The organism is Candidatus Litorirhabdus singularis, assembly GCF_026262625.1.
GTDB classification, from domain to species: Bacteria; Pseudomonadota; Gammaproteobacteria; order Pseudomonadales; family Halieaceae; genus Litorirhabdus; species Litorirhabdus singularis.
In genome coordinates, this window is record NZ_SHNN01000001.1 from 1,588,434 (window position 1) to 1,613,908 (window position 25,475).

General features: G+C 53.2%; 19 protein-coding genes and 1 riboswitch. Of the genes, 12 read left to right on the forward strand and 7 right to left on the reverse strand.

Annotated elements, in window-relative coordinates:
- Nucleotides 1–75: 75 nt before the first annotated feature.
- Complete coding sequence (locus tag EYC98_RS07120) at nucleotides 76–2,052, reverse strand: acyltransferase family protein (RefSeq protein ID WP_279244625.1); 1,977 nt, start codon at nucleotides 2,050–2,052, stop codon at nucleotides 76–78.
- 100 nt (nucleotides 2,053–2,152) lie between these two features.
- Nucleotides 2,153–3,235 carry a mitochondrial fission ELM1 family protein gene (locus EYC98_RS07125; protein ID WP_279244626.1) on the reverse strand — a complete coding sequence of 361 codons (1,083 nt, stop codon included), beginning with the start codon at nucleotides 3,233–3,235 and terminating at the stop codon, nucleotides 2,153–2,155.
- A 288-nt stretch (nucleotides 3,236–3,523) separates the two neighbouring features.
- Between EYC98_RS07125 and EYC98_RS07130 the strand changes: the two genes are divergently transcribed.
- The gene (locus EYC98_RS07130; RefSeq protein WP_279244627.1) at nucleotides 3,524–4,246 is read left to right on the forward strand and encodes a class I SAM-dependent methyltransferase; all 723 of its coding nucleotides are present in this window, start codon (nucleotides 3,524–3,526) and stop codon (nucleotides 4,244–4,246) included.
- Here the strand turns inward: EYC98_RS07130 and EYC98_RS07135 are convergent.
- Nucleotides 4,243–4,563, reverse strand: a complete 321-nt coding sequence (locus tag EYC98_RS07135; protein WP_279244628.1) for a hypothetical protein — start codon at nucleotides 4,561–4,563, stop codon at nucleotides 4,243–4,245. The two genes, EYC98_RS07130 and EYC98_RS07135, sit on opposite strands and share 4 nt — an antisense overlap.
- A 77-nt stretch (nucleotides 4,564–4,640) precedes the next feature.
- The gene (locus EYC98_RS07140) at nucleotides 4,641–6,419 is read right to left on the reverse strand and encodes a potassium channel family protein (RefSeq protein WP_279244629.1); all 1,779 of its coding nucleotides are present in this window, start codon (nucleotides 6,417–6,419) and stop codon (nucleotides 4,641–4,643) included.
- A gap of 299 nt (nucleotides 6,420–6,718) precedes the next feature.
- On the opposite strand from EYC98_RS07140, the gene EYC98_RS07145 reads away from it, so the two are divergent.
- The 4 genes from EYC98_RS07145 to EYC98_RS07160 all read left to right on the forward strand — a co-directional run bounded on the left by EYC98_RS07145 (nucleotide 6,719) and on the right by EYC98_RS07160 (nucleotide 12,413).
- The gene (locus EYC98_RS07145; protein WP_279244630.1) at nucleotides 6,719–7,246 is read left to right on the forward strand and encodes a hypothetical protein; all 528 of its coding nucleotides are present in this window, start codon (nucleotides 6,719–6,721) and stop codon (nucleotides 7,244–7,246) included.
- A gap of 9 nt (nucleotides 7,247–7,255) precedes the next feature.
- Nucleotides 7,256–9,973 (forward strand): molybdopterin-containing oxidoreductase family protein, encoded by a 2,718-nt coding sequence (locus EYC98_RS07150; protein ID WP_279244631.1) that lies wholly within the window; start codon nucleotides 7,256–7,258, stop codon nucleotides 9,971–9,973.
- Nucleotides 9,970–10,557 (forward strand): TorD/DmsD family molecular chaperone, encoded by a 588-nt coding sequence (locus tag EYC98_RS07155; protein WP_279244632.1) that lies wholly within the window; start codon nucleotides 9,970–9,972, stop codon nucleotides 10,555–10,557. Before EYC98_RS07150 ends, EYC98_RS07155 begins: the two co-directional genes overlap by 4 nt.
- Before the next feature lie 98 nt (nucleotides 10,558–10,655).
- Nucleotides 10,656–12,413: a carboxylesterase/lipase family protein gene (locus tag EYC98_RS07160; RefSeq protein WP_279244633.1), complete on the forward strand. Its 1,758-nt coding sequence runs from the start codon at nucleotides 10,656–10,658 to the stop codon at nucleotides 12,411–12,413.
- Between the two features lie 10 nt (nucleotides 12,414–12,423).
- Here the strand turns inward: EYC98_RS07160 and EYC98_RS07165 are convergent, their stop codons facing one another.
- Nucleotides 12,424–12,891: a YcgN family cysteine cluster protein gene (locus tag EYC98_RS07165; protein ID WP_279244634.1), complete on the reverse strand. Its 468-nt coding sequence runs from the start codon at nucleotides 12,889–12,891 to the stop codon at nucleotides 12,424–12,426.
- A 97-nt stretch (nucleotides 12,892–12,988) separates the two neighbouring features.
- On the reverse strand, nucleotides 12,989–14,023 hold the full coding sequence (locus EYC98_RS07170) for an MBL fold metallo-hydrolase (RefSeq protein WP_279244635.1): 1,035 nt from the start codon (nucleotides 14,021–14,023) through the stop codon (nucleotides 12,989–12,991).
- A 301-nt stretch (nucleotides 14,024–14,324) separates the two neighbouring features.
- Nucleotides 14,325–14,426, forward strand: a riboswitch (guanidine-I (ykkC/yxkD leader).
- Nucleotides 14,427–14,480: 54 nt separating this feature from the next.
- Between EYC98_RS07170 and EYC98_RS07175 the strand changes: the two genes are divergently transcribed.
- The 7 genes from EYC98_RS07175 (at nucleotide 14,481) to atzF (ending at nucleotide 24,421) form a co-directional block, all read left to right on the forward strand.
- The gene (locus tag EYC98_RS07175; protein WP_279244636.1) at nucleotides 14,481–15,473 is read left to right on the forward strand and encodes an ABC transporter substrate-binding protein; all 993 of its coding nucleotides are present in this window, start codon (nucleotides 14,481–14,483) and stop codon (nucleotides 15,471–15,473) included.
- Between the two features lie 31 nt (nucleotides 15,474–15,504).
- Entirely contained in the window at nucleotides 15,505–16,473 is a 969-nt protein-coding gene (locus tag EYC98_RS07180; RefSeq protein WP_279244637.1) for an ABC transporter permease, read from the forward strand.
- A 19-nt stretch (nucleotides 16,474–16,492) separates the two neighbouring features.
- The gene (locus EYC98_RS07185) at nucleotides 16,493–17,443 is read left to right on the forward strand and encodes an ABC transporter ATP-binding protein (protein ID WP_320415540.1); all 951 of its coding nucleotides are present in this window, start codon (nucleotides 16,493–16,495) and stop codon (nucleotides 17,441–17,443) included.
- A gap of 178 nt (nucleotides 17,444–17,621) precedes the next feature.
- Nucleotides 17,622–18,368 (forward strand): urea amidolyase associated protein UAAP1, encoded by a 747-nt coding sequence (locus EYC98_RS07190; RefSeq protein WP_279244638.1) that lies wholly within the window; start codon nucleotides 17,622–17,624, stop codon nucleotides 18,366–18,368.
- The gene (locus EYC98_RS07195) at nucleotides 18,365–19,003 is read left to right on the forward strand and encodes an urea amidolyase associated protein UAAP2 (protein WP_279244639.1); all 639 of its coding nucleotides are present in this window, start codon (nucleotides 18,365–18,367) and stop codon (nucleotides 19,001–19,003) included. Before EYC98_RS07190 ends, EYC98_RS07195 begins: the two co-directional genes overlap by 4 nt.
- Nucleotides 19,004–19,008: 5 nt before the next feature.
- Nucleotides 19,009–22,596 carry an urea carboxylase gene (gene uca / locus EYC98_RS07200; RefSeq protein ID WP_279244640.1) on the forward strand — a complete coding sequence of 1,196 codons (3,588 nt, stop codon included), beginning with the start codon at nucleotides 19,009–19,011 and terminating at the stop codon, nucleotides 22,594–22,596.
- Between the two features lie 25 nt (nucleotides 22,597–22,621).
- The gene (atzF, locus tag EYC98_RS07205; RefSeq protein WP_279244641.1) at nucleotides 22,622–24,421 is read left to right on the forward strand and encodes an allophanate hydrolase; all 1,800 of its coding nucleotides are present in this window, start codon (nucleotides 22,622–22,624) and stop codon (nucleotides 24,419–24,421) included.
- A 43-nt stretch (nucleotides 24,422–24,464) separates the two neighbouring features.
- Here atzF and EYC98_RS07210 read toward each other — a convergent pair whose 3' ends face one another.
- The gene (locus tag EYC98_RS07210) at nucleotides 24,465–25,400 is read right to left on the reverse strand and encodes an alpha/beta fold hydrolase (protein ID WP_279244642.1); all 936 of its coding nucleotides are present in this window, start codon (nucleotides 25,398–25,400) and stop codon (nucleotides 24,465–24,467) included.
- Nucleotides 25,401–25,475: the final 75 nt, after the last annotated feature.

Consider the following 25,475-nt stretch of genomic DNA (forward strand, 5'->3'; position numbering starts at 1 on the left):
CGTTGCAGTATTTGGCAACGCTCTCAGGTGATCTGGTCAATTGCACCCCACCTGGTCCATAGTGAGTTCAGCTAGCTAGTCCTTATCTCTCAGTAATCGCCCTAGTGTCTCCTCAAACAGTGGACTGAGCAGATAGGCACCGTATAGGGAGATATGATCGCCGTCGTTATAAACCAGACTGCCGTCTATTGTAAGAGGGCATTGATTGCCTTCGCATAGCGTGGCTTGGGTAGGTATGACTTCAAAGCTCTGTTGCTGATTAGTCAGTGCTGCCTCCAGATACACCTTGTAGAGGTCCTGTCTTTTGTGGTGCCTGAGGGTGTCTGTTTGCGAGCTACTCAGCCATGCCTGGCGGATAAAGTTGCTACTGACCGATTTCCCGAAACTGGCGCCAACTTCAGGAATGTCTTCCACAAAAAATATGTCTTTGTCTTTCAGTGCATGCAGTGTCCTGGCTAACCCTCTACTGAAAACCTGACGATTTTCACCGGGAGAACTGCTGCCGGATTCTTCATCGACAATAAAAAAGTTACTGTTGTCATAGCTAAAGCTCAACAGCGGCAGTCTCCAATAGCCAGCCAGATAAACCTGCCTGATGCTGGGGTTACTCTCAATGAACGCCATGACTTCATGGCCAAAATTCAGACAGCGATAATCATTCTCTCGCGAAACTCCCAGCAGAGGCCGGCAGCCACCGTAGTGAAAAGCGATTCCTGAGTTACCTGTCTTGAGTGCAGCGCGTTGTAGTCCTGGCATTAACGCTTCGGCATGGGAGTCTCCCCAGAGCACAAATTCCGGTGCGCCGTTCTCGTCACCCAACTGGCACGCTTGAGCAACTCTGTCGCCGTCTGCACGGCCAAAGTCTTCGCAGCTGGCAGGCGTATTGTTGTGATAATTTTCCAGCTCGTCAACGATAGAAAAAGCGGACTCGGGCACCCGTGAAGCCAGGCCATTGCTACCGATAATTACGGCAACGCCCAGCAGTATTATCACCGTCAAAAAGCCCAGCTCTTTGCCCAGTTGTCGATCGTTGAGTGGTTGGTCAGTTTTACGATAGCGGCCCTCAACATAGCGGTATGAAAGCGTAGCCAGCAGCAGCGATACAGCCACTATTAGGGCTTTGGTTATGGGGCCGCCCTCCAGCATCAGGACAAATACCATCACGGGCCAGTGCCATAGATAGAGCGAGTAGGAGATGAGGCCCACAAGCACCATTAGTCTGACGCTTAGCAGTTTGGCGATGAGTGTATTGTTTCCCGTATTGGCCCAGATAATCAGTGCTGCGCCCAATACGGGATAAACTGCATTGATACCCGGAAACGGGTCTGATGCAGACAGTAACAGCATGGTGCCGGCGATCAGAAGAAGTCCACACATGGCGACTACATTTGCCAGCCAGTAGCTGCGAATAACAGGAATTAAGCCCAGACCGAGAACCACGCCAAACAGTAATTCCCAGGCGCGAGTTGGCAACAGATAGAAAGCGAACTTGCTCAAATATGGGGTTAGCGCGAGGTTGAGTGCCAGCGAAAGCGCCAGTAAAAGCACAATGCTACATCCCAGACTTACCCTGCCAAGATAGCGGCTCAGGGGAATCATTAGCAGCGGAAACAGGATATAGAACTGCAACTCTACGCCCAGTGACCAAGTGTGCAGTAAGGGTTCGGTTGCTACGTCGAGACCGAAATAGGTAGTTGAGGCGTCGAAAAAGAAGATATTGGGTACAAAGGCCAGTGTTGCGATCGTAGCCTGCGCCAGGTTGACGTACTCGGTGGGTAACAAAAAGTAGTAGCCGGCGATCACCGTGGTGGTCAGTACTACTAGAAGTGCTGGAATGATCCGTCTGACTCGACGCAGGTAAAACGACAGGAAGGTGAAGCGTTCTTGCTGTATTTCCTTGGCAATAATAGAGCTGATGAGATAGCCCGAAATGACGAAAAAGATATCAACGCCGACAAAGCCACCGGGTATCCACGTGTACCCTGCGTGGTAGAGAACCACGGGAAGCACTGCAACGGCTCGAAGGCCGTCTATGTCAGAGCGATATTTCATTGCCTGGGAGCTTTTTCAGAAAAACCGCGCAGAGTGTAGCCCTAGGAATGGTGCGTGTCACTGATGAAAGTGCCAGCTATTAGCGTCCGCAGGCGCCTACTCATGTTTCAAGCAGTTGCTTAATCCGGCGGCTAACATGCTCAAGTGCATCACTGTCTTTGTATCCAGGTGATGGAACAAACTCTTTTCCGAGCGGTACTGCCAACTTTTGCTGATACAAGTAGCTATGAATGCGAGTCAGATCGCGGGTATAGCCGACCAGTCCCAGTTTCTGTAAAACGCCGAAAATGGGTTTTATGATAGCTGAAAACTTGCCGTGTCCGGTGGCGGCCAATTTAAGTCGCGCAATAATGCTGGTTTGGTTGGGTAGAGCATAAATAGCAAGCGGTTTGCCCATCTGTGCCACTTCTACCAGCATCGAAACACTATCACCGGTCACGACAAAATAGTCGGCTTCAGATAGCAAGGCGCGGTAGGGGTTGTTGGTGCTGTCGTCGCCCCAGGCAAAAAGCTGCCAATTGGCCGGCAGTTCTTGCTTGATGATATCTGTCACAGCGGGCGAGGTGCGCCTGCTGGTGGATATGTAAACTGTGGCGGAATCAAACTGAGTTTTCATGGACTGCATGAGATCTTTGGCGGTGTCAGCGTCAAAGCGGAAAGGGTCGGTTTTACCGCCAACCATCAAGGCGACTGTCGGACGTGGAAGTGCTTCGAAACGAGTTTTCCAGGCTTGACCCTGAGTAGCAATGTCATGCTTATTCACCGTAAAAAGCGGCAGATTCAGGGTGATAATGCGGGGGTCTTCGGGCACCTGGTAGTGCGAGGCGGCGATTATCAGTGAAAAGCGCTTTAGAAATCGCTTCGGCCTGCCCAGTAATACTATCTTGGTGTTCTTGGTAGATTGTTTTTGGATCCAGAGCGCGGCCATTGCTGGTCGTCGGCCGATGGTGAGGATTAGATCTGGCCATGGCGCTGTCAGGGGGTCTGAACGATCAAGATCCAGATGCTTCACGGAGGGTCGAAAAAACGGCTTCCCCAAGACGAATTTTGCCTTCGGTAGCACGGTTTTAGTGACAACTGGTATGCCCAGCGTGTTGCTGATCATGGCTATTTGGGCGTTGTCGCCGCCCTTGTCGCCGATGACCAACCACACAATAGGTGTCTCTTTCTCGCTGTTAGACATCGGTAAAATAGCCCGTTTCGATGAAGGTCGCACCTGAAATTTCCGGCAAATGAACAAACAAAGAGTGCCCAGATCCACCTGCAGTGGGTGACGCTGACGATTCTGCTGATCCTGAACAGCTGAGGGCTACTCTCTCTGCGTGTCCTCAAGTATATAGCTCAGCGAGGCGTGAGCAAGCGTGGCTGGTGCGCGCGCCGGCCTCATACTACCGCTGTGCGGCTATATAAGGTATATTTTGGAGCATACCAAGCGCATTACTCCATGCCTCTCTAGAGAAATATCGATACCATGACTTTCAAGCTTTCCAGCCTCTTCGGTTCTAGTAAAGAAGCGTTACCTGCAGCGGGTGGTAACTACTCGCGCGACACTCCCAGCCCCCGTTACCTTGAATTGTCCAAGGTCTATGCGACCATGCATGACGAGGGTAGGCCTGACGTCGACCATAGTGCTGGTGAGACTTTTGATGGCAGGTCGTTGGAGCCGCATATTGATGTCATTGCCAAGTTGCTGAAAAGCAGTGGCTCGACATCGGTGCTGGATTACGGATCTGGTAAGGGCAAGCTGTACCAGCCGCGCCCCGACTCAAGTGAAGAGCGTTGTAAGCGGCTACCGGCGTGGGAAGGGGCGGAGATAACCTGCTACGACCCCGGCTACGATCCTTTCTCTGAGCTGCCAGACGCCAAATTTGATGCAGTCATTTCGACCGATGTTGTTGAACATATACCCGAGCTGGATATTCCCTGGATTCTCGACGAAATATTTGGCCGCGCTGAAAAACAAATATACGTGGTCGCCGCCTGCTATCCCGCCAAGAAAATACTGCCAGATGGCAGCAACGCGCACTGCACCGTCAAACAACCGGCATGGTGGATAGAGCAAATGGAAGGTGCCGCCAAGCGCAGAGGGCAGGTGGCATGGACCTTGTGTACGCAAAGTAAGAGCTTCTTCTCGTTCGAGCACCGTAGCAGTCTGCGCAAGCCAGGTACCAAAACACTGTATTTCACTGGCTAGTCGAACTCGGTTTTGATGGTAATCTCCCCACCCTGAACCCCGTTAATATCAAGTGGCCTTTCTTCATCGTGAATGACGCTGCCGGAGATGCTCGTCTTCTTGTTCTTTTTTTCCGCGGTACCAAAAAAATTCGGTGCTGTGCGTTCATAGCTCTCCATCGGTCGCGTATTCAGCTGCGCGTCAAGATCAGCTGGAATACTGAGATCCAGTGGCAGTGGCTCTGCGGTTGCCTCAGCTGGAACCGTGGGGGGCTCCGTGGGTGCGATTTTTGCCGGTGAAAGTGCAGTTGCAGCAGGCACTACTTTCTCTGCGGACATAGTTTCTTCTGGGGTCTCTGGCTGACAAGCTGTGAGAGTGAGCATCAGAATTACTAAAGTTACGAGCGTCGTCGGTTTCACTCAAGCTTCCTCGTGACCTGCTGAGGCTCGGCCAGTTTTTCAAGCGGGTACAATCTGAGAAACTCAGTTTCACCCTGCGGAGTGCCGATCAACACTATTTCACCAGTTTCAGGCAGAATCGTATCGGGACCAACCCCGGTTATCGTCTCATCATCAGTATCGATACCGATAACACTGCAATTGGTCGCTTCGCGGAAGCTTGCCTCCAGTAAAGACTTGCCGGCCAATCCCTTTGGCACCGGTACCTTGAAGACATCCAGACCCTCTGCAATCATGAGTAAGTCACTGCGTTGCAACAGGTTGAATAGGGCGTTGGAACCCATGGAAGCATAAGACATGACAATATTCGATCCCGCTCGATGTAGCGTCGGGACATTCCGTTCAAAAGTTGCTCGGCTGATAATCTGTATGTCAGGGCGCAATAGCCGGCAGTGAATGGTCAGGTAGATGTTCGTTTCGTCATCACGCGTGGTGATAATAATGGTGGGTGCGTCCTCGATGCCGGCCCGCTGCAGGGCGGACTTATCGGAACCGGATCCGTGCACATATTTCTCCGGATCATGAATACGCTCTTCCAATGGCTCAACGATGCGATAATCAATACCGCGACGCTTTAGGGCGGTCGCAGTGGACCGGCCGACACGGCCTCCGCCGATGATAATGACTGGCTTGGATTTGACCGAGGCCTCCTCCGCGCGATAATTCGCGTCGAATTCCTTAATCTGCTGTTTTGTGCCGGCCAGAACCAGTACTGAGTTTGCGTCGATGGTGCTATCCGCCTGACCGATTTCGAATTGTCCGCGGGCCCAAAAACCAACGATACTGACCTGGGTCTGGCGTTGTGCATTGACATAATTTTCGCCTACCAGGTTGGTTCGGCTCGCATCAATTTCCGCAATCAGCAAGTCATCAATACGGCCGACGATATGTGAGAAACCGGGACCACCGATAGCACGTCTGGCCAGGGCCTCTGCCATTAGTCGAGTCAGATCCAGAACCCTGCTACTACCGGCTAGTTTAAGAATTTCAACAGCGCTATCCTCGCGGACCGTGGCGATCACCTTGGTGCTGGATGTGATGCCACGGACCGTGAAAACCACTGAGGTGTTGACGATGTCGCTGCGAGTTGTCGCAACCAGCGCGGCATGCTCTACACGGGCTCGCAGGTATGTCTCAGGGTCATTGAGTTCTCCATATATCGTCCGGATGCCTTTATCTACCAGTCGCTTCACTTCTTCAATATCAGGCAGAATGACAATGTAGGGATAGCCAAATTGGTTGAGCTTTTCGATAAGCGCACTGGCAACGGGGCCATAAAAAGTCAGTATGACGTGACCGTGTATGTGTTCCGGGACGCTCCGAGGCACGAGATCGGCGGCTCTGGCGTCCATCCAGGGCGCCCAGAACAGCTCAATAAAAGTAACCGGGAGCAGGACCAGCATGAATATCATTCCAGACAACAGGACGAAGATGGAGAAAATTCTGCCCAGGTCTGAGGTAAATGCAATATCGCCGTATCCCAGCGTTGTCATAGTCGACAGCGCCCAGTAGAAGCCCGTTACCAATGAGTGGCTTTGTCCCTCAAAAGTCATCAACGCTTGAAAAACTAGCGCGTAAGCCGTGACGAGCATTGACACGACAATTACGAAGCGCAATAAAGTCCGAAAATGGCGTTGCTGCGATGTCGCAGATACCCAAAGCAGAAAGACAGAGGCAAAACGCTCTGTGGATATCTGCCAGCGAGATTTGTTGCCGTTCTTATTGGATCCAGACATGATTGCGGTCACTCTAAGTTTGCTCTGCGGCAGTGGTTTTAGTCATTGCGCTTTAGCTGACGCTGGCAGCCATAATACCTTGCTGCAACTTGGTCGCAATCTATCGAAGGCTTGGAATACACGTGAGCCCGTTATTTGTCGACACTACCCCTTTTTACTTTCTATAATTCGACCTACCGCCTCAGTCTTGGAGGCTCACTGGCATCAAAGATGCTAACGCTAGTATTGTTCAATTTCGCTGCTGGGTCATCTGCTGATGATTCTTCTCAAAGCGGGTTACGTATTATGGAGATATACCCTTGTCTGATCCCACGCGCTATGCGCCGCGTCCAGCACCCTATGAAGCCGTCGGTAAGCGCGCGCCGCTTGCTCCCGACAGGCCCGGATTTCTGGTTGACCTGAGAAGATGCATTGGATGCCATGCTTGCAGTGTCGCCTGTAAAACAGTACATGAGGTAGAGCTAGGCAGCTTCCCGCTTCGAGTCCGTTGGCTGCCCGACCCAGGCGGGGATACCTATTCGTTTGTACCCGTTTTCTCCGAGTCACTGTGCACAGATGATGCGGAGAGTCTTGCCGTGGGTATGGAGCCGGCGTGTGCGCGGGCGTGTCCGACCGATGCTTTGGTGTTTGGGGACTTTGCGGCTGCGGGCTCGCTGCTTGGTCTGGCCGAGCTAGAATCGGATATCCGGCGGCTTGCAGGACCCGATGCCACCGACTTGAAGCAAGAGGTGGTATATCGCGCGCTGCCGGAATGGGTAGGCGCGAAGCTAAATCAGGGCGCCGCCCTGGATCCCAAGGATGAAGATCCAATCTACGAGCAGCGCTAGGAAGTTTGCATGACTGATAATGACCAATCTCGAAAGTCCATTCTGCGGCGCGATTTCCTTCGGCTATCGGCGACGCTGGCGGGGGCAACCGCTGCCGGGTCGCTCCTCTCCTGTGCAGCGACAGAGCCCTCTAGTCCTGCTGCGCGTGATCAGCTTTTGGAGCAAGTCCGCTCTACCAGGCTGAATTATTCGCGAGCCCGCGCTGTGCCTACCATCTGCTTTGGCTGTACCACCCACTGCGGTGTTATCGGCTGGGTCGAGGACGGACGCGTCAAACTGATTGAAGGCAACCCCCTCGATCCCAATTCTCAGGGTACGATCTGCTCAAAGGCAAATGGGCTTATCTCAGCCACCGAATATCCGGAGCGACTGCTTTATCCGATGCGCCGTGTGGGCCCGCGTGGGTCTGGACGCTGGAAACGAATTTCATGGGATGAGGCGCTGGGAGAAATTGCCGATCGGTTGCGCCCGCTGCGTGAGAACGGTACGCCTGAGCGGTTTGTATTCCAATACGGTCGCGACAAAACCAAGGGCTTCAGTAAGCGCTTCACCGATGCCTTTGGTACCCCCAACCGCCTCAATCGCCGCTCGATCTGTAGTTCGAGTCGCAGGGCGCCACTAATGAGTTTTTACGGGCGCGACTTTGAGTGGGAAAGCCAGGACGTTGAGAACACGCAATATGTGCTCAATTTTGGTGGTAATCCAATGGAGGCTTACCAGGGCGGTATGTTTATGCGTAAGCGCTTGATGGACGCCAAAGTAGATCGGGGAGCCAAGCTGGTCACCTTTGAAGTCAGACCCACTGCGACGGCGTCGGTCTCGGATGAGTACTTTGCGGTTAATCCAGCTTCCGACGGCGCTATCGCACTTGCGATGGCCCATGTGATCGTACGTGAGGGCCTTGAAGATCGAGACTTTTGGGACCGCTGGTCAACGTGGGACTTCGCCGAGATGAGCGCCCATGTCGCCAGTTTTACCCCGGAATGGGCAGAATCCGAGAGCGGTATTCCCGCGGCGACTATCGAGCGTCTGGCCAAAGAGTTCGGCGCCGCGGCGCCTGCCTGTTGCACCATGTCCAACCGGGGATCTGCCAAGCACTACAACGGCATGCAGGCCGACCGGGCTATTCGTATGCTTGACGTACTCGTCGGTAACGTTGGCAAGCCCGGTGGCTTCTGTCTGTCCACTTTGCGCGGCTGGAACAACCGTTACGGTCAGGATGGCCTGCCAGTGCTGTCTCAGCCCGCCCCCAAACCCGCCTCGCCCAGTCCCTGGAAGCCGGGTACACGGCAATTCGAGACGCTGGCTCCGGAAATACAAGAACGCGTGCGCAATTTCCCCCAGATGTGGCAAGACAAATATTTTGGTGAGCTCGCTACGCCCAGTGAATACCCGCTTTCGTGGCATTGGTACTCGATGCGCGTCGGTCAGCTGGTTTACCCCTATATTAAAGAGGGTCGGCATAAGGTCGACCTTTACATGTCTTACACCTTGGGGGCGGCTTACGGTATGCCCGAGGCCAATCTGGCGCGTGAAGTGCTGGCAGATGAATCTCTTATCCCCTTCCACGTCGCCATCGATATCAATTATGGCGAGCAAGCCTCGCTGGCTGACATTGTCCTGCCCGATGCGACCGCTCTGGAGCGGTGGGATGCGCATTCCAACAACAACTATGGTCTACGCCCCTATACAGGCATTCGGCAGCCCCTGGTTGAACCGCTTGGCGAGGCGCGGCCGGCGCAGATTATTTGGCGCGATCTGGCGCGGCTTATTGGCGGTGGCATGGAGCAACACTTCGACTTCGAAGATCTCGAAGATTACTACCGTGAGTGGTACAAAAATCTGCCGATAGACTGGGAAACGTTTAAGCGGGATGGAATCTGGTACGACGACAAGCGGCCACTCGACTATGAACTTTACGACCGCGCCGTATTGCCCGAACATCTGGTTGGCGCTGAAACCGACCCTGACACCGGGGTGTTGTATCAGACCAAAGGCGGCAAGCGCAAAGCCGTAGGCATCATGCAAGATGGTCGGGCGGTGCAGGGGTTTCCGACTCCCACGCGGAGGATTGCTGTATATGATCCTATTTTTCCGTTGGCGGCGGACCATGTAGGCCTGTCGTTAGATGACGGCAATGCCAGTCCTATACCAACCTATCATAAGGTTCCAGAGCATAAGAATTTGGGCGTAGATGACTATATTCTGACCACATTCAAATGGAATGTGCATACTCAGGGACGGTCTGCCTATTGGAAGCATGCAGCGGAGATCGTGCACACCAATCACGCCATGATGGCACCCGAAACAGCAGTGCGGCTTGGCGTAGTAACCGGCGACGAAATTGATATTACGACATACCGGCCCAAAGGAGTTGCCTACCGGGCTAACGAAAGCGACCCGGTTGGAACGGTTCGCAACCGGGTACGCATCATTCCAGGCATGCATCCGCGGGTCATAGCTCAGGCGCACCATGCCGGGCACTGGGAGCACGGAGTCGTTGCTCGTGGTGGTGACACAGCGCCTTCGGGTGGCAGTTCTGGTATGGCAGCGAACACACCCGGTCGGGATGAATTATCGCGACAAATCTGGTGGTCCAAAGAACGCGGCGGTACCGGGGGCGGGGTTGCCATCAATCACGTCTATCCGATTAACGCGGCGCCACTGGTGGGCGGCCAGAGCTGGTTCGACAATGTATGTACGGTGAGCCGGGTAGATGCGGTGTGACTTCGGCTTCGCTAATGGACCTCGCGGAGCGGGCGCCTATCTATGCATGGCTTGCTCGCTTACTGGTCTGTGAAATTGACGCTGAGGCATGGCGCCAGCTAGGGACTGCTCGCGATGTGCTAGTGCAGTTAGAGCCTGCGCTGGCCGATGAACTTGCCGGTCAACTCACACCTAGCCGCTGTGAAGACTTGGCCGAGGAATTTGCACGCTTGTTTCTTCTCCCTAACGGTGTCTCTCCATTTGCCTCGTCCTGGATTGCGGAAAATCAGGCTAGCGAATCGATTAGAGATGAGATATCCATGATGGTTGGACAGGGTCTTTTGGCTCTAGGTCACCAGGCTGTGCATCGAGAACCTTGGGGAAGATTGCCTCAGGATCATGTTGCCGTACTGCTTGATCTTGTCGCCTCAGCGCAGCTTTCGAATGACGCTACGGCTAATGAAATTGCCGGTCACCTGGATCAGCAGCTATTGGGCGCATGGCTGCTAGCCTTTGGGTCGGCGCTGGCGCAATCTTCACGTGAGCCATTATACCGCGCGCTAGGGCAGCTTACGGTTGAGCTGCATACAGTGTCTCCTCAGTAGCTTTATGCGCGGGTGCGGTACCTGCACCATTGCCATCCCTATACTTTGTGCTTGAAGCATGATGTACTCAGCGAATTTAACGCCTTGAGAGTCCAAGCATGTATGATCATATGAACCGCTTAATAGCGTTTATACTTGCGTTATTGCTGCTGTCTGCCTGTGGCGACAGCGCGCCGGATCCCGCGCCTGAGAGCCTGATTACGATCAGTAGTGGCGATGTTGTCGGTTTCGCACATGAGCACGCAACCTATGCCTGGAAAGGGATTCCTTTTGCCGCGCCGCCCGTGAATGAACTGCGTTGGCGCGCACCACGCGCTGCTATTCCCTGGAGCGACACGCTGGAGGCGACTCAATTTGGTTCGGCCTGCGTGCAGCCGCCAAATAGGACCGCAGGTTCCAATGCTCCCGAATCTGAGCACTCGGTTGGGCTGGAAGACTGCCTGACTTTGAACGTATTTACCCCCCGCACTGCGCTACATGATGCCAAGCAGCTACCGGTCATGTTCTGGATTCACGGCGGCGCCAATATTCTGGGTTCCGCACAGCAATACGACGGAGCGCGGCTGGCCAGTGAGCAGAACGTTGTCGTCGTAACCATCAACTACAGATTGGGACTGTTTGGCTGGTTTCGTCACGAGTCACTGCGTACTGCTGGAGACAGTGCTTCCGATCACTCCGGTAACTATGGCACTCTCGATATCATCGCTGCGCTGCAGTGGGTGCAGGACAATATCAAAGCCTTTGCCGGTAATCCGGATAAAGTGACTGTGTTCGGCGAATCGGCTGGCGGGCGCAACACCTGGTCGATGGTGCAAACGCCGTTGGCCAAGGGGCTATTTCACGGAGCCATTGTGCAAAGCGGCACATTGAAAATCATGGATCCCGACAAGGCAGAGTCGATCAGTGCGGACGCACCCGATTACCCTAGCTATCAAAACAATAGCGCAGAGTTGGTTCCGAAGCTGGTGGCTGGCGCGACGGGTTTGGATTCTGCAGTAATCGCCAGCGCTTTGCGCGCGCTGACAGCAGATGAAATTTACCAACAGCTAACTGCGGGTTCGGATGATAGCTACGACCAGCCGCGGCTGTTTCTGGACGGTCATGTGTTTTTGGAGCCGGCACTGGAACTGTTCAAAGATCCGGCTAAGTACAATTCGGTACCCATCATTACTGGCACCAATCGCGACGAAGACAAACTGTTCATGATGTTCAATGAGCGCTGGGTCGATTTTCGGTTTGGCTTTTTTCCTCGTGTAAAAAGCAGCGAGCGCTACAACAAATCGGCGTCTTATGGCGCTGATACCTGGCGAGTATTCTCAGTGGATAGGCCCGCGGAGGTGATTACCCGGCACGGTGGCGCCTCGGTCTACACTTATCGCTTTGACTTTGATGACATGTCCGATGCGGTACTGGATATGCCGTTGTTAATGGGCGCGGCGCACGCTATGGAGATCCCCTTCGTGTTCGGTAATCACAGCGAGGCGCCCTGGAGCTGGCTCTTTTCAAATAGTGAGCAACGCACAGAATTATCTGCGGCTATGATGAATTATTGGGGTGCCTTCGCACATACGGGCGACCCCGGCACCGGCAGTGCAGCGGAGCAACCGCGCTGGCAACCCTGGCAAGCAAGCGGCGACCACATTATGTTGCTGGATACTGAAAACGATGGGGGTGTGCGCATGAGCAATCAGCCCATGCGTGTGGAAGACATCAAACAGCGTTTGTTTGCTGACGCGGCATTCACAGTTGAAGAGCGATGCGAGGCTTATTCGGCACTGTTTTTGAATGGTTATATGGTCGCAGACGCTTTTGATGATGCCGAACGCCGATTGCTATGCGAGGGTGGTGCACCCTAAGCACGGATGCTCATGCATTTTTGTGCGCCCGTGTTTTGGGTATCCAGTGAATGATGAAGTCTTCAATTTTGTCTTCGTTGACACTGTCTTCGGCTATGGTGCGCCCGCGCACAGACATGCCGGCAGCATGAACACTATCGCTATCGCCGCTAATAAGGGGGTGCCATTGTGGCAAGGGCTTACCTTCGTCGAGTAATCGATAGGCGCAGGTATCGGGCAGCCAGGTAAATTTGCCTAGCTGGTCTGATGCCAGAACGACGCAGTCTGGTACCAGCTGCTGACGCTCGGTGTAGCGGGTACAGCGGCAGCTGCTTTCGTCGAGCAGATGACAGGCGACGTTGGTGTAGTAAATATCTTCGGTAAAATCGTTCTGTATCTTGGTCAGGCAGCAACGTGCGCAACCGTCGCAGAGAGACTCCCACTGTTTGCGAGACATTTGGTCCAAGGGCGTGGTTTCCCAGAAAGGTTTTTCGTGCATATATAGCTCCAGCAAGAGGCTAGTATACTTGCTGGTGGGCGTTGATACATCCACCTGAACTTGACGGCGTCAGGTTGAGCGGCGGGCCGGCGAACGCCTATTTTTCTGTTAGCGGATAGTTTTTCTCCCGCCAGAGTTGTAAGCCCTGGTCCATCGCCACCGCCCGGGTGAAACCCATGTCCCGTAAGGTTGCGGTGGCGAGCGTGGATATTCGGCCATATTCGCAATACACCACGATGCGCAGGGTGGGGTCCTGCAATGCCTGATTGACTCTTAGCTCCAGCTGCCCGCGGGGTATGTGGATGGCGCCGGCTATATGACCTGCTGCAAATTCCTCACGCTCTCGCACATCGAGCAGGATTATCTCGGGGTCATCGGTATTTGTGCGTCGCAGAACCTCCTCCAGCGACATGAATGAGACGCTGTGCGCGGCTTCGGCAATCAGTTGCTCGACAGTTTTTCCGCCGGTGAGATTGGTGCGCAGTGCCTCCGAGAGGTGATCAGGTTCACGCAGCGTCAGCGTACGCATTTGCTGGACAAAATCATCACGCTGCTTCAACTGCAGTCTTGGATTGTGCTCCGCCTCCTCCGCCAGGGTTGAGTAGTCGCGGTCGCTATAGATGTGGGCTGGATACACCCTGGTGGCAGGATCGAGCAAGAGTAATTTGTTAAACAGGCTGTCGAACAGCTGGTCGGCGTCGCCAGTGGGTAAATCCGAACGGCCACAGCCACCAATCAATAATGTGTCCCCGGTAAAAACCCTGTCCTTGACCAGTACACACAGGGAGTCCGCAGTATGGCCTGGCGTATGGATTAAATTCAGTGAAAGCTTGCCCAGATTGATTTTCTCACCGTCATCCACACGCATATCAACGAATGGGGCCGGGCTGTTACGATGCATAATGAGTGGAATTCGCAGCCGCTGCGCCAGCTCCTTGCCGCCCGAAAAGTGATCTGCGTGAGTATGGGTGTCGAGCACGTAATGGAGCCGCACACCTTCCTGTGCGGCCAGGCCTAGATAGCGATCCAGCAAGGTTTCCTCCGGGTCAATCACGACTGCCATGCAGGTTTCTTCGCAAGCCAAAAAATAGGATTGGCAGCCGCGCTCGGTCGCGATCTGGTGAAAGATCATCTTGCTATTCCTTTATTTGCAGTCATTAAGCATAGACTACTTCGACAAAACCCGTAACTGGCTCTTGCGAGCAAGCGCTCGCCGGATGGCGAAGCTGCGCCGCCGTTTATGTATAGCGCAGTTAGGCGGTGCATGTATCTGGTGCGCTGGCCCCATATTGGTGCGCTCTCGGGTTGCGCATAACTGGCCGGGCGAAGGCAAACCCCATTAATCTGCGCTAACGGCGCTGTTGGCACAGTTATTGCTAATACTCTGGTATTGCGTGAGATCCTTGACGGGAAAGTCGAGGGCAATAGTAAACCCAATAGATAGCTAGGGTTCCGGTTTCATTATTGAGGCGTCTGGTCCAAGAGCCATCGACCTCCTGAAGGGGGTTACACGGAGGGATAAAAGCCCGGGAGACCTAGTACAGGATCTCTCGTGCCCGAAAACTTTGTGTACCACTCTGGAGGTTTCCATGAACGTTCGTTTTTCTATCCGTAAGACTCTGAGTTCTCTTGCCGCCGCGACTGCCTTGGCTGTTGTCAGTTTCGCCGCGCAGGCAGCAGAACCACTAAAAATTGGTTATAGCGACTGGCCGGGCTGGGTGGCCTGGGAGGTGGCGATTGAAAAAGGCTGGTTTAAGGAAGCCGGTGTCGATGTTGAATTCGAATGGTTTGATTATGTTGCCTCTATGGACGCCTTTGCGGCCGGTCAGCTGGATGCAGTAACCATGACTAACGGTGACACGTTGGTGACCGGTGCTACCGGTGCTCAGGGTGTGATGATTTTGATCAACGATTACTCCAACGGTAATGACATGATTGTGGCCAGGCCTGGTATTGCCACCGCTGCTGACCTAAAGGGTAAGAAGATTGGCGTTGAAGTGGGGTTTGTCGGTCATTTGCTGTTGCTCAATGCTCTGGAGAAAGTTGGGCTGACAGAATCTGATGTCGAGTTGGTCAATGTCCCGACCAATGAAACGCCTCAAGTGCTGGCTTCTGGTGATGTGGACGCCATCGTTGCCTGGCAGCCAAACTCTGGACAAGCAATGCAGCAAGTTCCCGGGTCTAAGGCAATAGCAAGTTCCGCCGATGAGCCAGGTCTGATCTACGATGTGCTTGCCGTGAACCCTGCTTCCCTGGCGCGCCGCAAAGCGGACTGGCAGAAAGTTGTGAAAGTTTGGTACAAGACCGTTGATTATATTCTGGATGAGAAAACCAATGCAGACGCACTGTCGATCATGGCGGCGCGTGTTGGGCTTGCGCCTGATGAGTATGCCCCGTTCTTAAAGGGTACCAAGCTCTTGAAGGCGGATGAAGCCAAGAAAATCTTTGTCAAAGCCGACGGTTTTGGATCGCTGTACGGTTCCAGCAAGATATCTGATGACTTTAATCTGAAGTATGAAGTCTATACCGAAGCGCAGGCATTAGAAGGCTATATCGACAGTTCGCTTACTAACGCCATGTAAATCGGTTCGCACTTTAAAGACAGGAATAAGCATGGCTGGTTCTACACAATGGTTTGCAGTACGTAAAGCCTTGCCACAGGATCGGATGATGCTGCTAACGGTATTGTCCTTTCTGCTACCCGTATTGGTGTGGTGCCTGTTTAGCTACGCTCCCTTTATCTGGCATCCCAAGGTAGAGATTACTGAGCCAGGTGGAGTGAGCTGGTTTAAAGCCGGCATGCTGGTGGACCGGCAGGTTTTTTCGGAACAAAGCCTGGAAGCCAGGCAATCGGGTGTTTCGTTGCCCGAAGGCGATCTTGCCAATCCGGTTTACTTGCCGGCTCCGCATGAGGTCGCGAGTGCGTTTTATACCGCGTTTACGACTGAGCCTAAGCGCAAGAGCGAACAATGGCTACATGAGAGTTTGTGGCATAGCATCACGATCATTTTTTGGGGTTTTGCACTGTCTTCGCTGGTCGGCTTACCGATAGGGATTCTCTGCGGTACTTATGCGGCAGTGTCCAAATTGAATGAACCCTTTATCGAGTTTTTTCGTTACCTGCCAGCGCCGGCTTTTGGAGCTCTGGCGGTAGCCATACTTGGTATTCATGATGGGCCCAAGATCGCGATCATTTTTATTGGTACGTTCTTTCAACAGGTATTAATCGTAGCTAACACTACTCGAAAGTTGGACATGGCTCTACTGGAGGCGTCGTTGACCTTGGGTGCCAAAAATCTGCAGTTGTTATTTCGAGTAGTTATCCCCGGCATATTGCCGGATTTGTTTCGGGACCAACGTATTTTGTTGGGGTGGGCGTGGACTTACCTGATTGTTGCCGAGCTAATCGGTACCAGTTCAGGCATTACATGGTTTATCACTCAGCAGGCGCGCTACAAGAATTTTGACAACGTGTTTGCTGCCATCATTATGATCGGCATTATCGGCTTGCTGTCAGATTTGATTCTGTCGCAGTTGGGCAAGCGCCTATTTTCCTGGGATAAAGCCCAGGCTAAGTCCTAGTGGGTAAGGAGCAGATCTGATGAGTACGCTGGACCTACCCAGTTACCTTGAACAATCAAATAAGGTGAAAGACCGTTTTGATAAGCTCAAGGCCAGAGAGACTATTCTAGAAGTCAAAGGGTTGGGAAAAACCTTTGACAGCGCGCAGGGCACAGTAACTGCGCTCAAGGATATAAATTTCAAGACGCACCGACGCGAGTTTGTCTGTGTAATCGGACCATCTGGCTGTGGAAAGTCGACGCTAATTCGTACGTTGGCGGGCCTTGAATCGCCTAGTAGCGGTGAAGTTTTGCTTGATGGCAAGCCGGTTTTCGAGCCGGGTCCTGATCGTGGCATGGTGTTCCAGGGTTATACCTTGTTTCCCTGGCTAACCGTTAAAAGGAACGTGATGTTTGGTCTGGAAATGTCAGGTCATTCAAGGTCCACCGCCGAGGGTGAGGCGATGGACTGGATTGGACTGGTAGGACTGGACAAGTTCGCTGATGCCTATCCCTCTCAGTTGTCGGGGGGCATGAAGCAGCGGGTAGCAATAGCCCGTGCCCTGGCCAACAAACCACGTATTCTTTTGATGGATGAGCCTTTTGGCGCGCTGGATGCGCAAACCCGCAGTAAGATGCAGGCCAACTTGTTGGAGATATGGCGCAACATCGACATCACTGTGCTATTTATCACTCATGATCTTGATGAGGCGATTTATCTGGCAGATCGGATTCTGGTACTAAAGGCACATCCAGGTGAAGTGAATGAACTGATAGAAGTTTCGGTGCCGCGGCCTCGACATTTCGATCAGGCCATTTCGCCAGAATTTTTGGCGACGAAAAAACGACTAGAAGAACTGATCCATCCACCGCTGGACGATAATGATGATGAACCCGGGTTATCGATGATACGAATGGTTCCTGTCGGCGATGAAGTAGAAAATGGAGATAGCTCTGTTGATAATTCTGCGATGACCGCAGAGGTGGATTAGGGCGACATTGGTCGCGCAAAAATATTCTTTCAATCGGCGGTGGGGACGACCCCGCCGCTCTATCTCTAACGGGACGGCCCGCAACAGTTTGTAATGCTAGAGCCTTCTAAATGCCGGTCAACGTATCGGAAAAATCACTATCTTTATGTTTCAGCTCTGACTCAGGGAGGGCAAAGCTATGGGTGATTCCAGCCATCTTAAAGTTTTCTATCAGGACACACTGCCCGGCGGTAGTCACTGGTCCATGACGCTTCGTAAAGGTACTACCCTGCGTCTGATTGACGATGAAGGCGGTGCCAACGTCGGGATGTTGATGTATAACCCTTCAAATCCTCTGGAGCGTTACAACGCGCCCGACACTCTAAAGTGTCAGCACAGCTTCAAGCTTACGCGTGGGCATTGCCTGTACTCTGACATGGGCAGAATTTTCTGTTCGATTATCGAAGATACGGCGGGTTGGCACGACACCGTTTGCGGTAACTCCAATCGCGCCATGATTGAAGAAAAGTGGGGGCACCGTAGCTATCAAGAGTATCGCAACGATTGGCAGCTCAATGGCCATGACAGTTTGCTGGTGGAGGTGGCCAAGTATGGTTTGGGGAAAAAGGACTTGGCGGCCAATCTCAATCTATTCAGCAAGGTGGCCGTTGACGAATCGGGTAACCTGCAATTCGATGAATCGCATGGCACGGCTGGCAGTTTTGTGGATCTGCGTTTCGAGATGGATACGCTGGTGGTTATGCATACCTGTCCGCATCCACTGAATCCTGCCGAAGACTATCCACGCAAGTCAGTTAGCTACCACCTGCGAAAATCGAACCCGGTCGCGGTTGATGATCTGTGCAGGAATCACTGCCCCGAAAACCAGCGCGGTTTCCAAAACACGGAGTTGTTTACGCTTGGGTTACCGGGAGCCAGCTCATGATTGTGAAAAGTGCTTTGCAGGCAAGCCAGAGCGTGTATCGAGAGTCAGTAGAATCCGGCGACTACTATATGCGCCCTCTGAAGGCTGGGCAGTTCCTTCGTATTCTTGATCTGCAGGGTAATCAGGCCGCGGATACACTGTTTTATAGCGAGGCTGATCCCACCGAACGCTACAGTGCGATAGATACGGTTCGTGAGCAGGGCAACGTTTATCTCACCGCCGGTACAGTGTTAATGAGTACCGAGAATAATCCGATGCTCGAAATCACAGCCGACACTTGTGGACGACACGATACGCTGGGCGGCGCCTGTGCCACGGAATCAAATACGGTTCGCTATGCGCTGGAAAAAAAGTGCATGCACGCCTGCCGCGACTCCTATCTCTTGGCGGTAGCGGAAAATGAAAACTTCGGCATGAGCAAAAGAGACATCACCCACAATATCAATTTCTTCATGAACGTACCGATTACGCCCGAAGGTGGGTTGAGCTTTGAAGATGGTATCAGTGACGCTGGAAAATACGTGGAGCTGCAGGCAAAGATGGATGTCATTGTACTGATATCCAACTGCCCACAGCTCAACAATCCGTGTAACGCCTATAACCCGACACCCATCGAAGTTTTGATCTGGGACTAAGACCTATGTTCAGTCGAGTATTGATTGCTAACCGTGGCGCTATAGCCACTCGTATTATCCGCACCCTTCAGGAAATGGGGGTAGAGTCTGTCGCCGTCTATAACGAGGCCGACGCCGAGTCCCTGCATGTGCAACGAGCCGATACTGCGGTGAGTCTCGGCGAAGGCAGCGCTGCAGAGACTTATCTGAATATGGATAAGATACTGGAGGCGGCCCTGGTTGAGGGCGCCCAGGCGATTCATCCCGGCTACGGTTTTCTCAGTGAGAATACCGAGTTTGTCAGCCGTTGTGAGGCTGCAGGCATAGCATTTATTGGTCCCACCGCTGAACAAATGAATCTCTTTGGCCTCAAGCATTTGGCGAGGGTCGCTGCAGAGCAAGCTGCTGTGCCGCTGGTGCCGGGATCACCCCTGCTGAGTGATATCGACGATGCGCTAAATTGGGCAGCGGATGTAGGTTATCCGGTAATGCTTAAAAGTACCGCCGGTGGTGGCGGTATTGGCATGCAGGTATGTGATAACAAAGAGTCTCTGACCAGCGCTTGGGGCAGCGTAAAGCGTCTAGGTGCGAACTATTTTGCGAATGACGATGTGTTTCTCGAAAAGTACATCGGTAATGCCCGTCATATTGAAGTACAGGTGTTTGGTGATGGCACGGGTTCTGTAGTGTCTTTGGGAGAGCGCGATTGCTCCGCCCAGCGGCGTAACCAGAAGGTTATCGAGGAATCACCGGCCCCGAATCTAGACCAGTTGACTCGGGAAAAACTACATATTACCGCAGAACGTCTGATGGCCTCGGTTAATTATCGCAATGCCGGTACGGTGGAATTCATTTTTGATGCGGATCAGCAGCAATTCTACTTTCTGGAGGTCAATACCCGACTACAAGTTGAGCATGGTGTCACCGAACTTGTATGGGGTGTAGATCTTGTCAGTTGGATGCTACAACTTGCGGCTGGGGATTTGCCGGATTTGACGAGTCTCAAGTCCGCGCTGACGCCATCAGGTCACGCCATCCAGGTGCGTGTATATGCCGAGGACCCGGCCAAGGACTTCCAACCCTGTGCCGGTTTGCTGTCATCAGTGAAATGGCCCGAAGCTCGCGGGCTGCGCATCGACCACTGGGTGGAATCAGGTGTTGAAGTACCTTCATTGTTCGACCCAATGCTGGCAAAGGTGATTGCCTATGGCACGGACCGATTGCAGGCTTTGGCGAAACTCTCTGCAGCGTTAGCGGAAAGTGAGCTCTATGGCATCGAAACCAATCTTGATTACTTGCAGGCGCTGCTGGCCGAACCGGTCTGTCAGCACGGGAAACTACTGACCCGTAGTCTATTGGATTTCAATTATCAGCCGCGGCTTGTGCAGGTAATACAGGGGGGTACGCAAACCACAATTCAGGACTATCCCGGACGGTGTGGCCTTTGGAATGTTGGTGTTCCACCTTCCGGCCCCATGGACTCGCTGTCTTTTCGCCTGGCCAATCGTTTACTGAAGAATTCGCAGCAGGCGGCGGCTCTGGAGATAACGCTGAATGGTCCTACTCTGCTATTTACCAGTGCCACGCAGCTGGTGATCTGCGGCGCAGAGATTGAGGCTAGCGTCGATGGTCAAGCAGTGGCGATGAATAGCGTGCTATCGATTGACGCCGGTCAGACTCTGAAGCTGGGCAAAGTGCTCGCTGGTGCACGCAGTTATCTGGCGATTGCCGGTGGTATTCAGTGCCCTCAATACCTTGGCTCACGCTCTACTTTTACACTTGGTCAGTTCGGCGGCCATGCCGGCCGCGTTCTGCGTGCCGGTGATGTATTGCGGCTGGATGAGACTGAATCGTCGAAGCGGATTACTTTGCCCTCGCGGATGGTGCCCGCCATTTCTGATCATTGGACCTTACGTGTTATGTATGGCCCTCATGGCGCGCCGGATTTCTTTAAGAACAGTGATATTGATACCTTGTTTAAACATGAGTGGGAGGTTCACTACAACTCCAGCCGCACCGGTGTGCGTTTGATCGGTCCAAAGCCCGACTGGGCAAGAGAAACTGGCGGTGAGGCCGGTTTGCACCCCTCCAATATTCATGACAATGCTTATGCCTTCGGCACGGTCGACTTTACCGGTGATATGCCGGTCATTCTGGGCCCAGATGGACCCTCACTCGGTGGTTTTGTCTGTCCTGCAACCGTTATTCAGGCCGACTTGTGGAAGCTGGGCCAGCTCAAGGCCGGTGCCAAAGTGCGCTTTCAGGCGGTGACGCTGGAACAAGCGGTTGCGCTGGAGTCTGCTCAGGATGAGTCGATAGCCCTTCTGTCAGAGTTGCCGGACCCAGTGGCGGGTAGTAAGTCACTAGTTTCACCGATTATTAAGACCTCAGTGTTTGGCGATGATGAGGTCGTTTACCGTTTGGCCGGAGATCATTTTCTATTAGTTGAAATGGGACCGCTGGAACTGGATATCGAAAGACGATTTAAAGTCCATGCCCTGATGCTTTGGCTTGGGGATAATCTGCTACCCGGCATGCGTGAAATGACGCCCGGTATTCGCTCACTGCAGGTGCACTATGATTCACAGCAGCTGTCGGTTGCTATGCTTATGGCGCTGATAGAAAAGGGCTGTAGGCAGCTGGCTGACAAGCAGCAGCTTAGCGTCCCAGCGCGAGTTGTTCACCTGCCACTAAGCTGGGATGACGATGCCTGTCGTCTTGCTATTGAAAAGTACGTGCAATCAGTGCGTCCCGATGCACCGTGGTGTCCGAGCAATCTGGAGTTTATCCGGCGCATTAATGGACTGCCGGATATTGAGGCAGTAAAGGACATTGTTTTCGATGCCTCTTATCTGGTCATGGGCCTGGGCGATGTGTACCTGGGAGCTCCGGTGGCGACACCTCTGGACCCGCGTCATCGGCTGGTTACCACCAAGTATAATCCGGCTCGTACCTGGACCGCCGAAAACTCTGTGGGTATCGGTGGGGCGTATATGTGTGTCTATGGTATGGAGGGACCGGGAGGCTACCAGTTTGTTGGTCGCACGCTGCAAATGTGGAACCGCTACCGTCACACTGAATGTTTTGAGCAACCCTGGTTGCTTCGATTCTTTGATCAGATTCGCTTTTACCCGGTATCACCCGAGGAATTGCAACAAATACGGCGTGATTTTCCGCTGGGAAATTATCCGCTGAAGATCGAAGAGATTGAATTTGACCTGGTGGACTACCAACAGTTTCTTGATCGGGAAGCAGATTCTATTAATCAGTTTCAGCACCTGCGTGAGGGTGCGTTTGCGGAGGAACTCGAGCACTGGCGAGCCGAGGGCTTGCTGACGTACGAGCAGCAAGAAGCTGAAGTTCCAGACCTTCAAATTGAGCAACTACCGGAAGGTGTTACAGCGATTACTAGCGCTGTTGCCGGCAATGTCTGGCAACTGCAGGTGGCGGAAGGCGACTCAGTCAGGGCCGGCGATGTGCTGATGGTACTGGAGTCGATGAAAATGGAAATCGATATTCACGCGGAATGTGATGGCCGCGTGGAGAAGATTTACTCACAGAAAAGCCAAGGTGTTGTCGCCGGTCAGACTTTGCTGTGGCTGAGCAACTCCTAAATCAAATTACAGTTGGGTAGGTTTAATGAGCAATATAATCCACAATTTGTCCCTGTCGGCGCTACAGAACGCTTACGCTGAGGGCAGCACCACACCGCGCCAGCTATTGTTGCAGTTGCGACAGCAAGCTCTCGCCGAGAGTGAATTCAACGCCTGGATTCATCTATTAAGCGAGAAAGAGCTTGAGCCGTATCTGGGCGCGCTAGAAACGGGCAGTGCCAGTGAGTTGCCTCTGTATGGAGTCCCTTTTGCAATTAAGGATAATATCGACTTGGCGGGTGTGCCTACCACAGCGGCGTGCCCTGACTTCGCCTATATCCCTGAACAGTCCGCAGCACTTGTAGAGGTGTTGATTAACGCGGGCGCTATTCCATTGGGTAAAACTAATCTTGATCAGTTTGCTACTGGTCTGGTCGGCACCCGTTCACCCTACGGCGAAGGTAAAAACAGTTTTGTGCCTGAGTACATATCCGGTGGTAGCAGCGCAGGGTCGGCAATCGCCACAAGTCTGGGACAGGTGAGTTTCGCCCTCGGTACAGATACCGCCGGGTCAGGCCGGGTGCCTGCTGTGCTCAACAATCTGGTGGGGCTGAAGCCCAGTAAGGGCCTGTTGAGTACGCGGGGCGTGGTGCCTGCCTGCCGTACGCTTGATTGTGTCAGCATCTTTGCGCTTAACAGCGATGACGCGGCCTCCATTTTTGATGTCGCTGCCCGTTATGACGAACTTGATCCCTATGCTCGTGAGAACGCCTATGCCAACCGCAGTCGTAACTACGGTCCGAAAGGGATAAAGCAGGGCTTCACATTCGCAGTACCGGATGAGCTGGATTTTCAGGATGATCCGGAAACCGAGCGTTTGTTTCATGAGAGTGTTGCGCACTTTGAGGCGGCTGGCGGTGTTGCGAGTAGCATCGACTTCGCGCCGTTTTTGGCGGTAGCAAAACTGCTTTATGAAGGTCCTTGGGTAGCGGAGCGTTGGCTCGCGACGCAGGCCGTTGCCAGTGAATCAATGTTGCCGGTGATTCAAACGATCATCAAAGGTGCGGATGGCACTACAGCGGCGGATGCGTTTTCGGCTCAGTACCTGCTAGCTCGATTGAAAAAGCAGTGCGATGCTTTGATCGCCGAGTATGAGTTCGTTGTAATGCCTACTATGCCAACCTTTTTCACCCGCGCGCAAATGGCTGAGAACCCGATTGTTCACAACTCGACACTCGGGACATACACCAATTTTGTCAACCTGTTGGACTATACGGCGACCGCGGTACCGGTAGGTTTTACCGACTGCGGGGTGCCTTGGGGCGTAACGCTACTAGGACAGGCGTTTGAGGATATCCATATTCTCAATTATTGCCAGTTATTACAGCACGCGTGCAAGCTGCCAATGGCGACGGGGCCCCATCCATTGCCAACCGTCCAGATCGACAGCGGTGGCCTTGCTGCCGATTGCGTTGATGTCGCAGTATGCGGCGCCCATTTGGAAGGCCAGCCTTTGAATTGGCAGCTGACCGAACGTGGCTCGAGGCTGTTACAGAAAACAGCCAGCTCTGCCCACTACAAACTCTATGCTCTGGCCGATGGCAAGCGACCGGCTATGGTTCGTGATGAAACGCAGGGTGCTTCGATCGAGGTAGAGGTCTGGTCAATGCCGGTTGAGAATTTTGGCTCCTTTGTGGCGGCTATTCCCGCTCCGTTGGGCATTGGTAAAGTGGAGCTAGCCGATGGCCGCTGGGTCTGTGGCTTTATCTGTGACGCTTACGGGGTGAATGGCGCTCGGGATATCACTGAGTTCGCATCCTGGCGCGAATGGCTGGCACGCGCATAGCTACAAGGGGCAGGTGATCTTCGCTCCAAGCGTCTGCAGTGTCCTAAGCAGGGTAATGTTGCAGCAGCCACTGCTTTATGAGATCAGTGGTTTTCTGCGGTTCTTCTTGCATAATCCAGTGGCCGCACTCCAACGATACCACTTCAACCTGCGGCACAAATTCTGCCAGATTTTCCAGTGGCGGCACCATATCATGATCGCCGTGTATCATTAACGCCGGGCAGAGAACTTGCTCTGGTGCAGCTTCGAGTAACTGCCAGTTGCGGCTTAGATTACGATACCAATTGATGCCCCCGGTAAAGCCACTGTGCTCAAACGCGGTGACAAAAACCTGCAGATCTTCCTCGCTCATCAGTAGATCCCCTGGCATCGAGTCGGCAGTGGCAACGTTCAAAAGTGCCATCCCCTCACCTAGCTCCGGTGGTGCTTCCAGCCAGTGTCGAGTCCTATACATATTGCGCAAGAAATTTTCAGTGTTGGCGTCAAAAACCGCATCAGCGACACCTGGCTGGCGATTGAAGTGCACCATATAGAAGTCAGGGCCTAGAAACTGTTCCCACAGTGATATCCAATCCATGGTGCCTCTTGGCATGAACGGGACGCTCAAATTGATCACGCCTGCCACTCGCTGAGGGTGCAGCAGTGCCATATTCCAAACCACGATAGCTCCCCAATCGTGGCCAACGAAGAGTGCATCATCATAACCGTAGTGATCGAGCAGTCCTGCCAAATCAGCGGTGAGCTGGACAATGTCATAGTCTACAACGGCTTCTGGCGCAGTCGAGTTACCGTATCCGCGCTGACTCGGGACGATAACGTGATAACCCGCCTCCACCAAAGGGTCGATTTGATGCCGCCATGAATAAGCATGTTCTGGGAAGCCGTGGCACATCACAATGGGTTTACCGCTCCCCGCCTGAAACACTTCAAGCGACACACCATTGGTTTCAATAAAAGTAGGGGGCGGAAACGTACTCATAACGTCACTTTAGTTAGAGGTATAACGAATTGGAGCACGATCCAGCGCTTCTGACAATCTCGCTGTGTGAGGGCG

Bases quoted from the DNA above. Each gene is read 5' to 3' on its own strand.
- EYC98_RS07120 (WP_279244625.1), bottom strand. From the start codon at position 2,052: ATGAAATATCGCTCTGACATAGACGGCCTTCGAGCCGTTGCAGTGCTT.
- EYC98_RS07125 (WP_279244626.1), bottom strand. From the start codon at position 3,235: ATGTCTAACAGCGAGAAAGAGACACCTATTGTGTGGTTGGTCATCGGC.
- EYC98_RS07130 (WP_279244627.1), top strand. From the start codon at position 3,524: ATGACTTTCAAGCTTTCCAGCCTCTTCGGTTCTAGTAAAGAAGCGTTA.
- EYC98_RS07135 (WP_279244628.1), bottom strand. From the start codon at position 4,563: ATGTCCGCAGAGAAAGTAGTGCCTGCTGCAACTGCACTTTCACCGGCA.
- EYC98_RS07140 (WP_279244629.1), bottom strand. From the start codon at position 6,419: ATGTCTGGATCCAATAAGAACGGCAACAAATCTCGCTGGCAGATATCC.
- EYC98_RS07150 (WP_279244631.1), top strand. From the start codon at position 7,256: ATGACTGATAATGACCAATCTCGAAAGTCCATTCTGCGGCGCGATTTC.
- EYC98_RS07160 (WP_279244633.1), top strand. From the start codon at position 10,656: ATGTATGATCATATGAACCGCTTAATAGCGTTTATACTTGCGTTATTG.
- EYC98_RS07165 (WP_279244634.1), bottom strand. From the start codon at position 12,891: ATGCACGAAAAACCTTTCTGGGAAACCACGCCCTTGGACCAAATGTCT.
- EYC98_RS07170 (WP_279244635.1), bottom strand. From the start codon at position 14,023: ATGATCTTTCACCAGATCGCGACCGAGCGCGGCTGCCAATCCTATTTT.
- EYC98_RS07175 (WP_279244636.1), top strand. From the start codon at position 14,481: ATGAACGTTCGTTTTTCTATCCGTAAGACTCTGAGTTCTCTTGCCGCC.
- EYC98_RS07180 (WP_279244637.1), top strand. From the start codon at position 15,505: ATGGCTGGTTCTACACAATGGTTTGCAGTACGTAAAGCCTTGCCACAG.
- EYC98_RS07185 (WP_320415540.1), top strand. From the start codon at position 16,493: ATGAGTACGCTGGACCTACCCAGTTACCTTGAACAATCAAATAAGGTG.
- EYC98_RS07190 (WP_279244638.1), top strand. From the start codon at position 17,622: ATGGGTGATTCCAGCCATCTTAAAGTTTTCTATCAGGACACACTGCCC.
- EYC98_RS07195 (WP_279244639.1), top strand. From the start codon at position 18,365: ATGATTGTGAAAAGTGCTTTGCAGGCAAGCCAGAGCGTGTATCGAGAG.
- uca (WP_279244640.1), top strand. From the start codon at position 19,009: ATGTTCAGTCGAGTATTGATTGCTAACCGTGGCGCTATAGCCACTCGT.
- atzF (WP_279244641.1), top strand. From the start codon at position 22,622: ATGAGCAATATAATCCACAATTTGTCCCTGTCGGCGCTACAGAACGCT.
- EYC98_RS07210 (WP_279244642.1), bottom strand. From the start codon at position 25,400: ATGAGTACGTTTCCGCCCCCTACTTTTATTGAAACCAATGGTGTGTCG.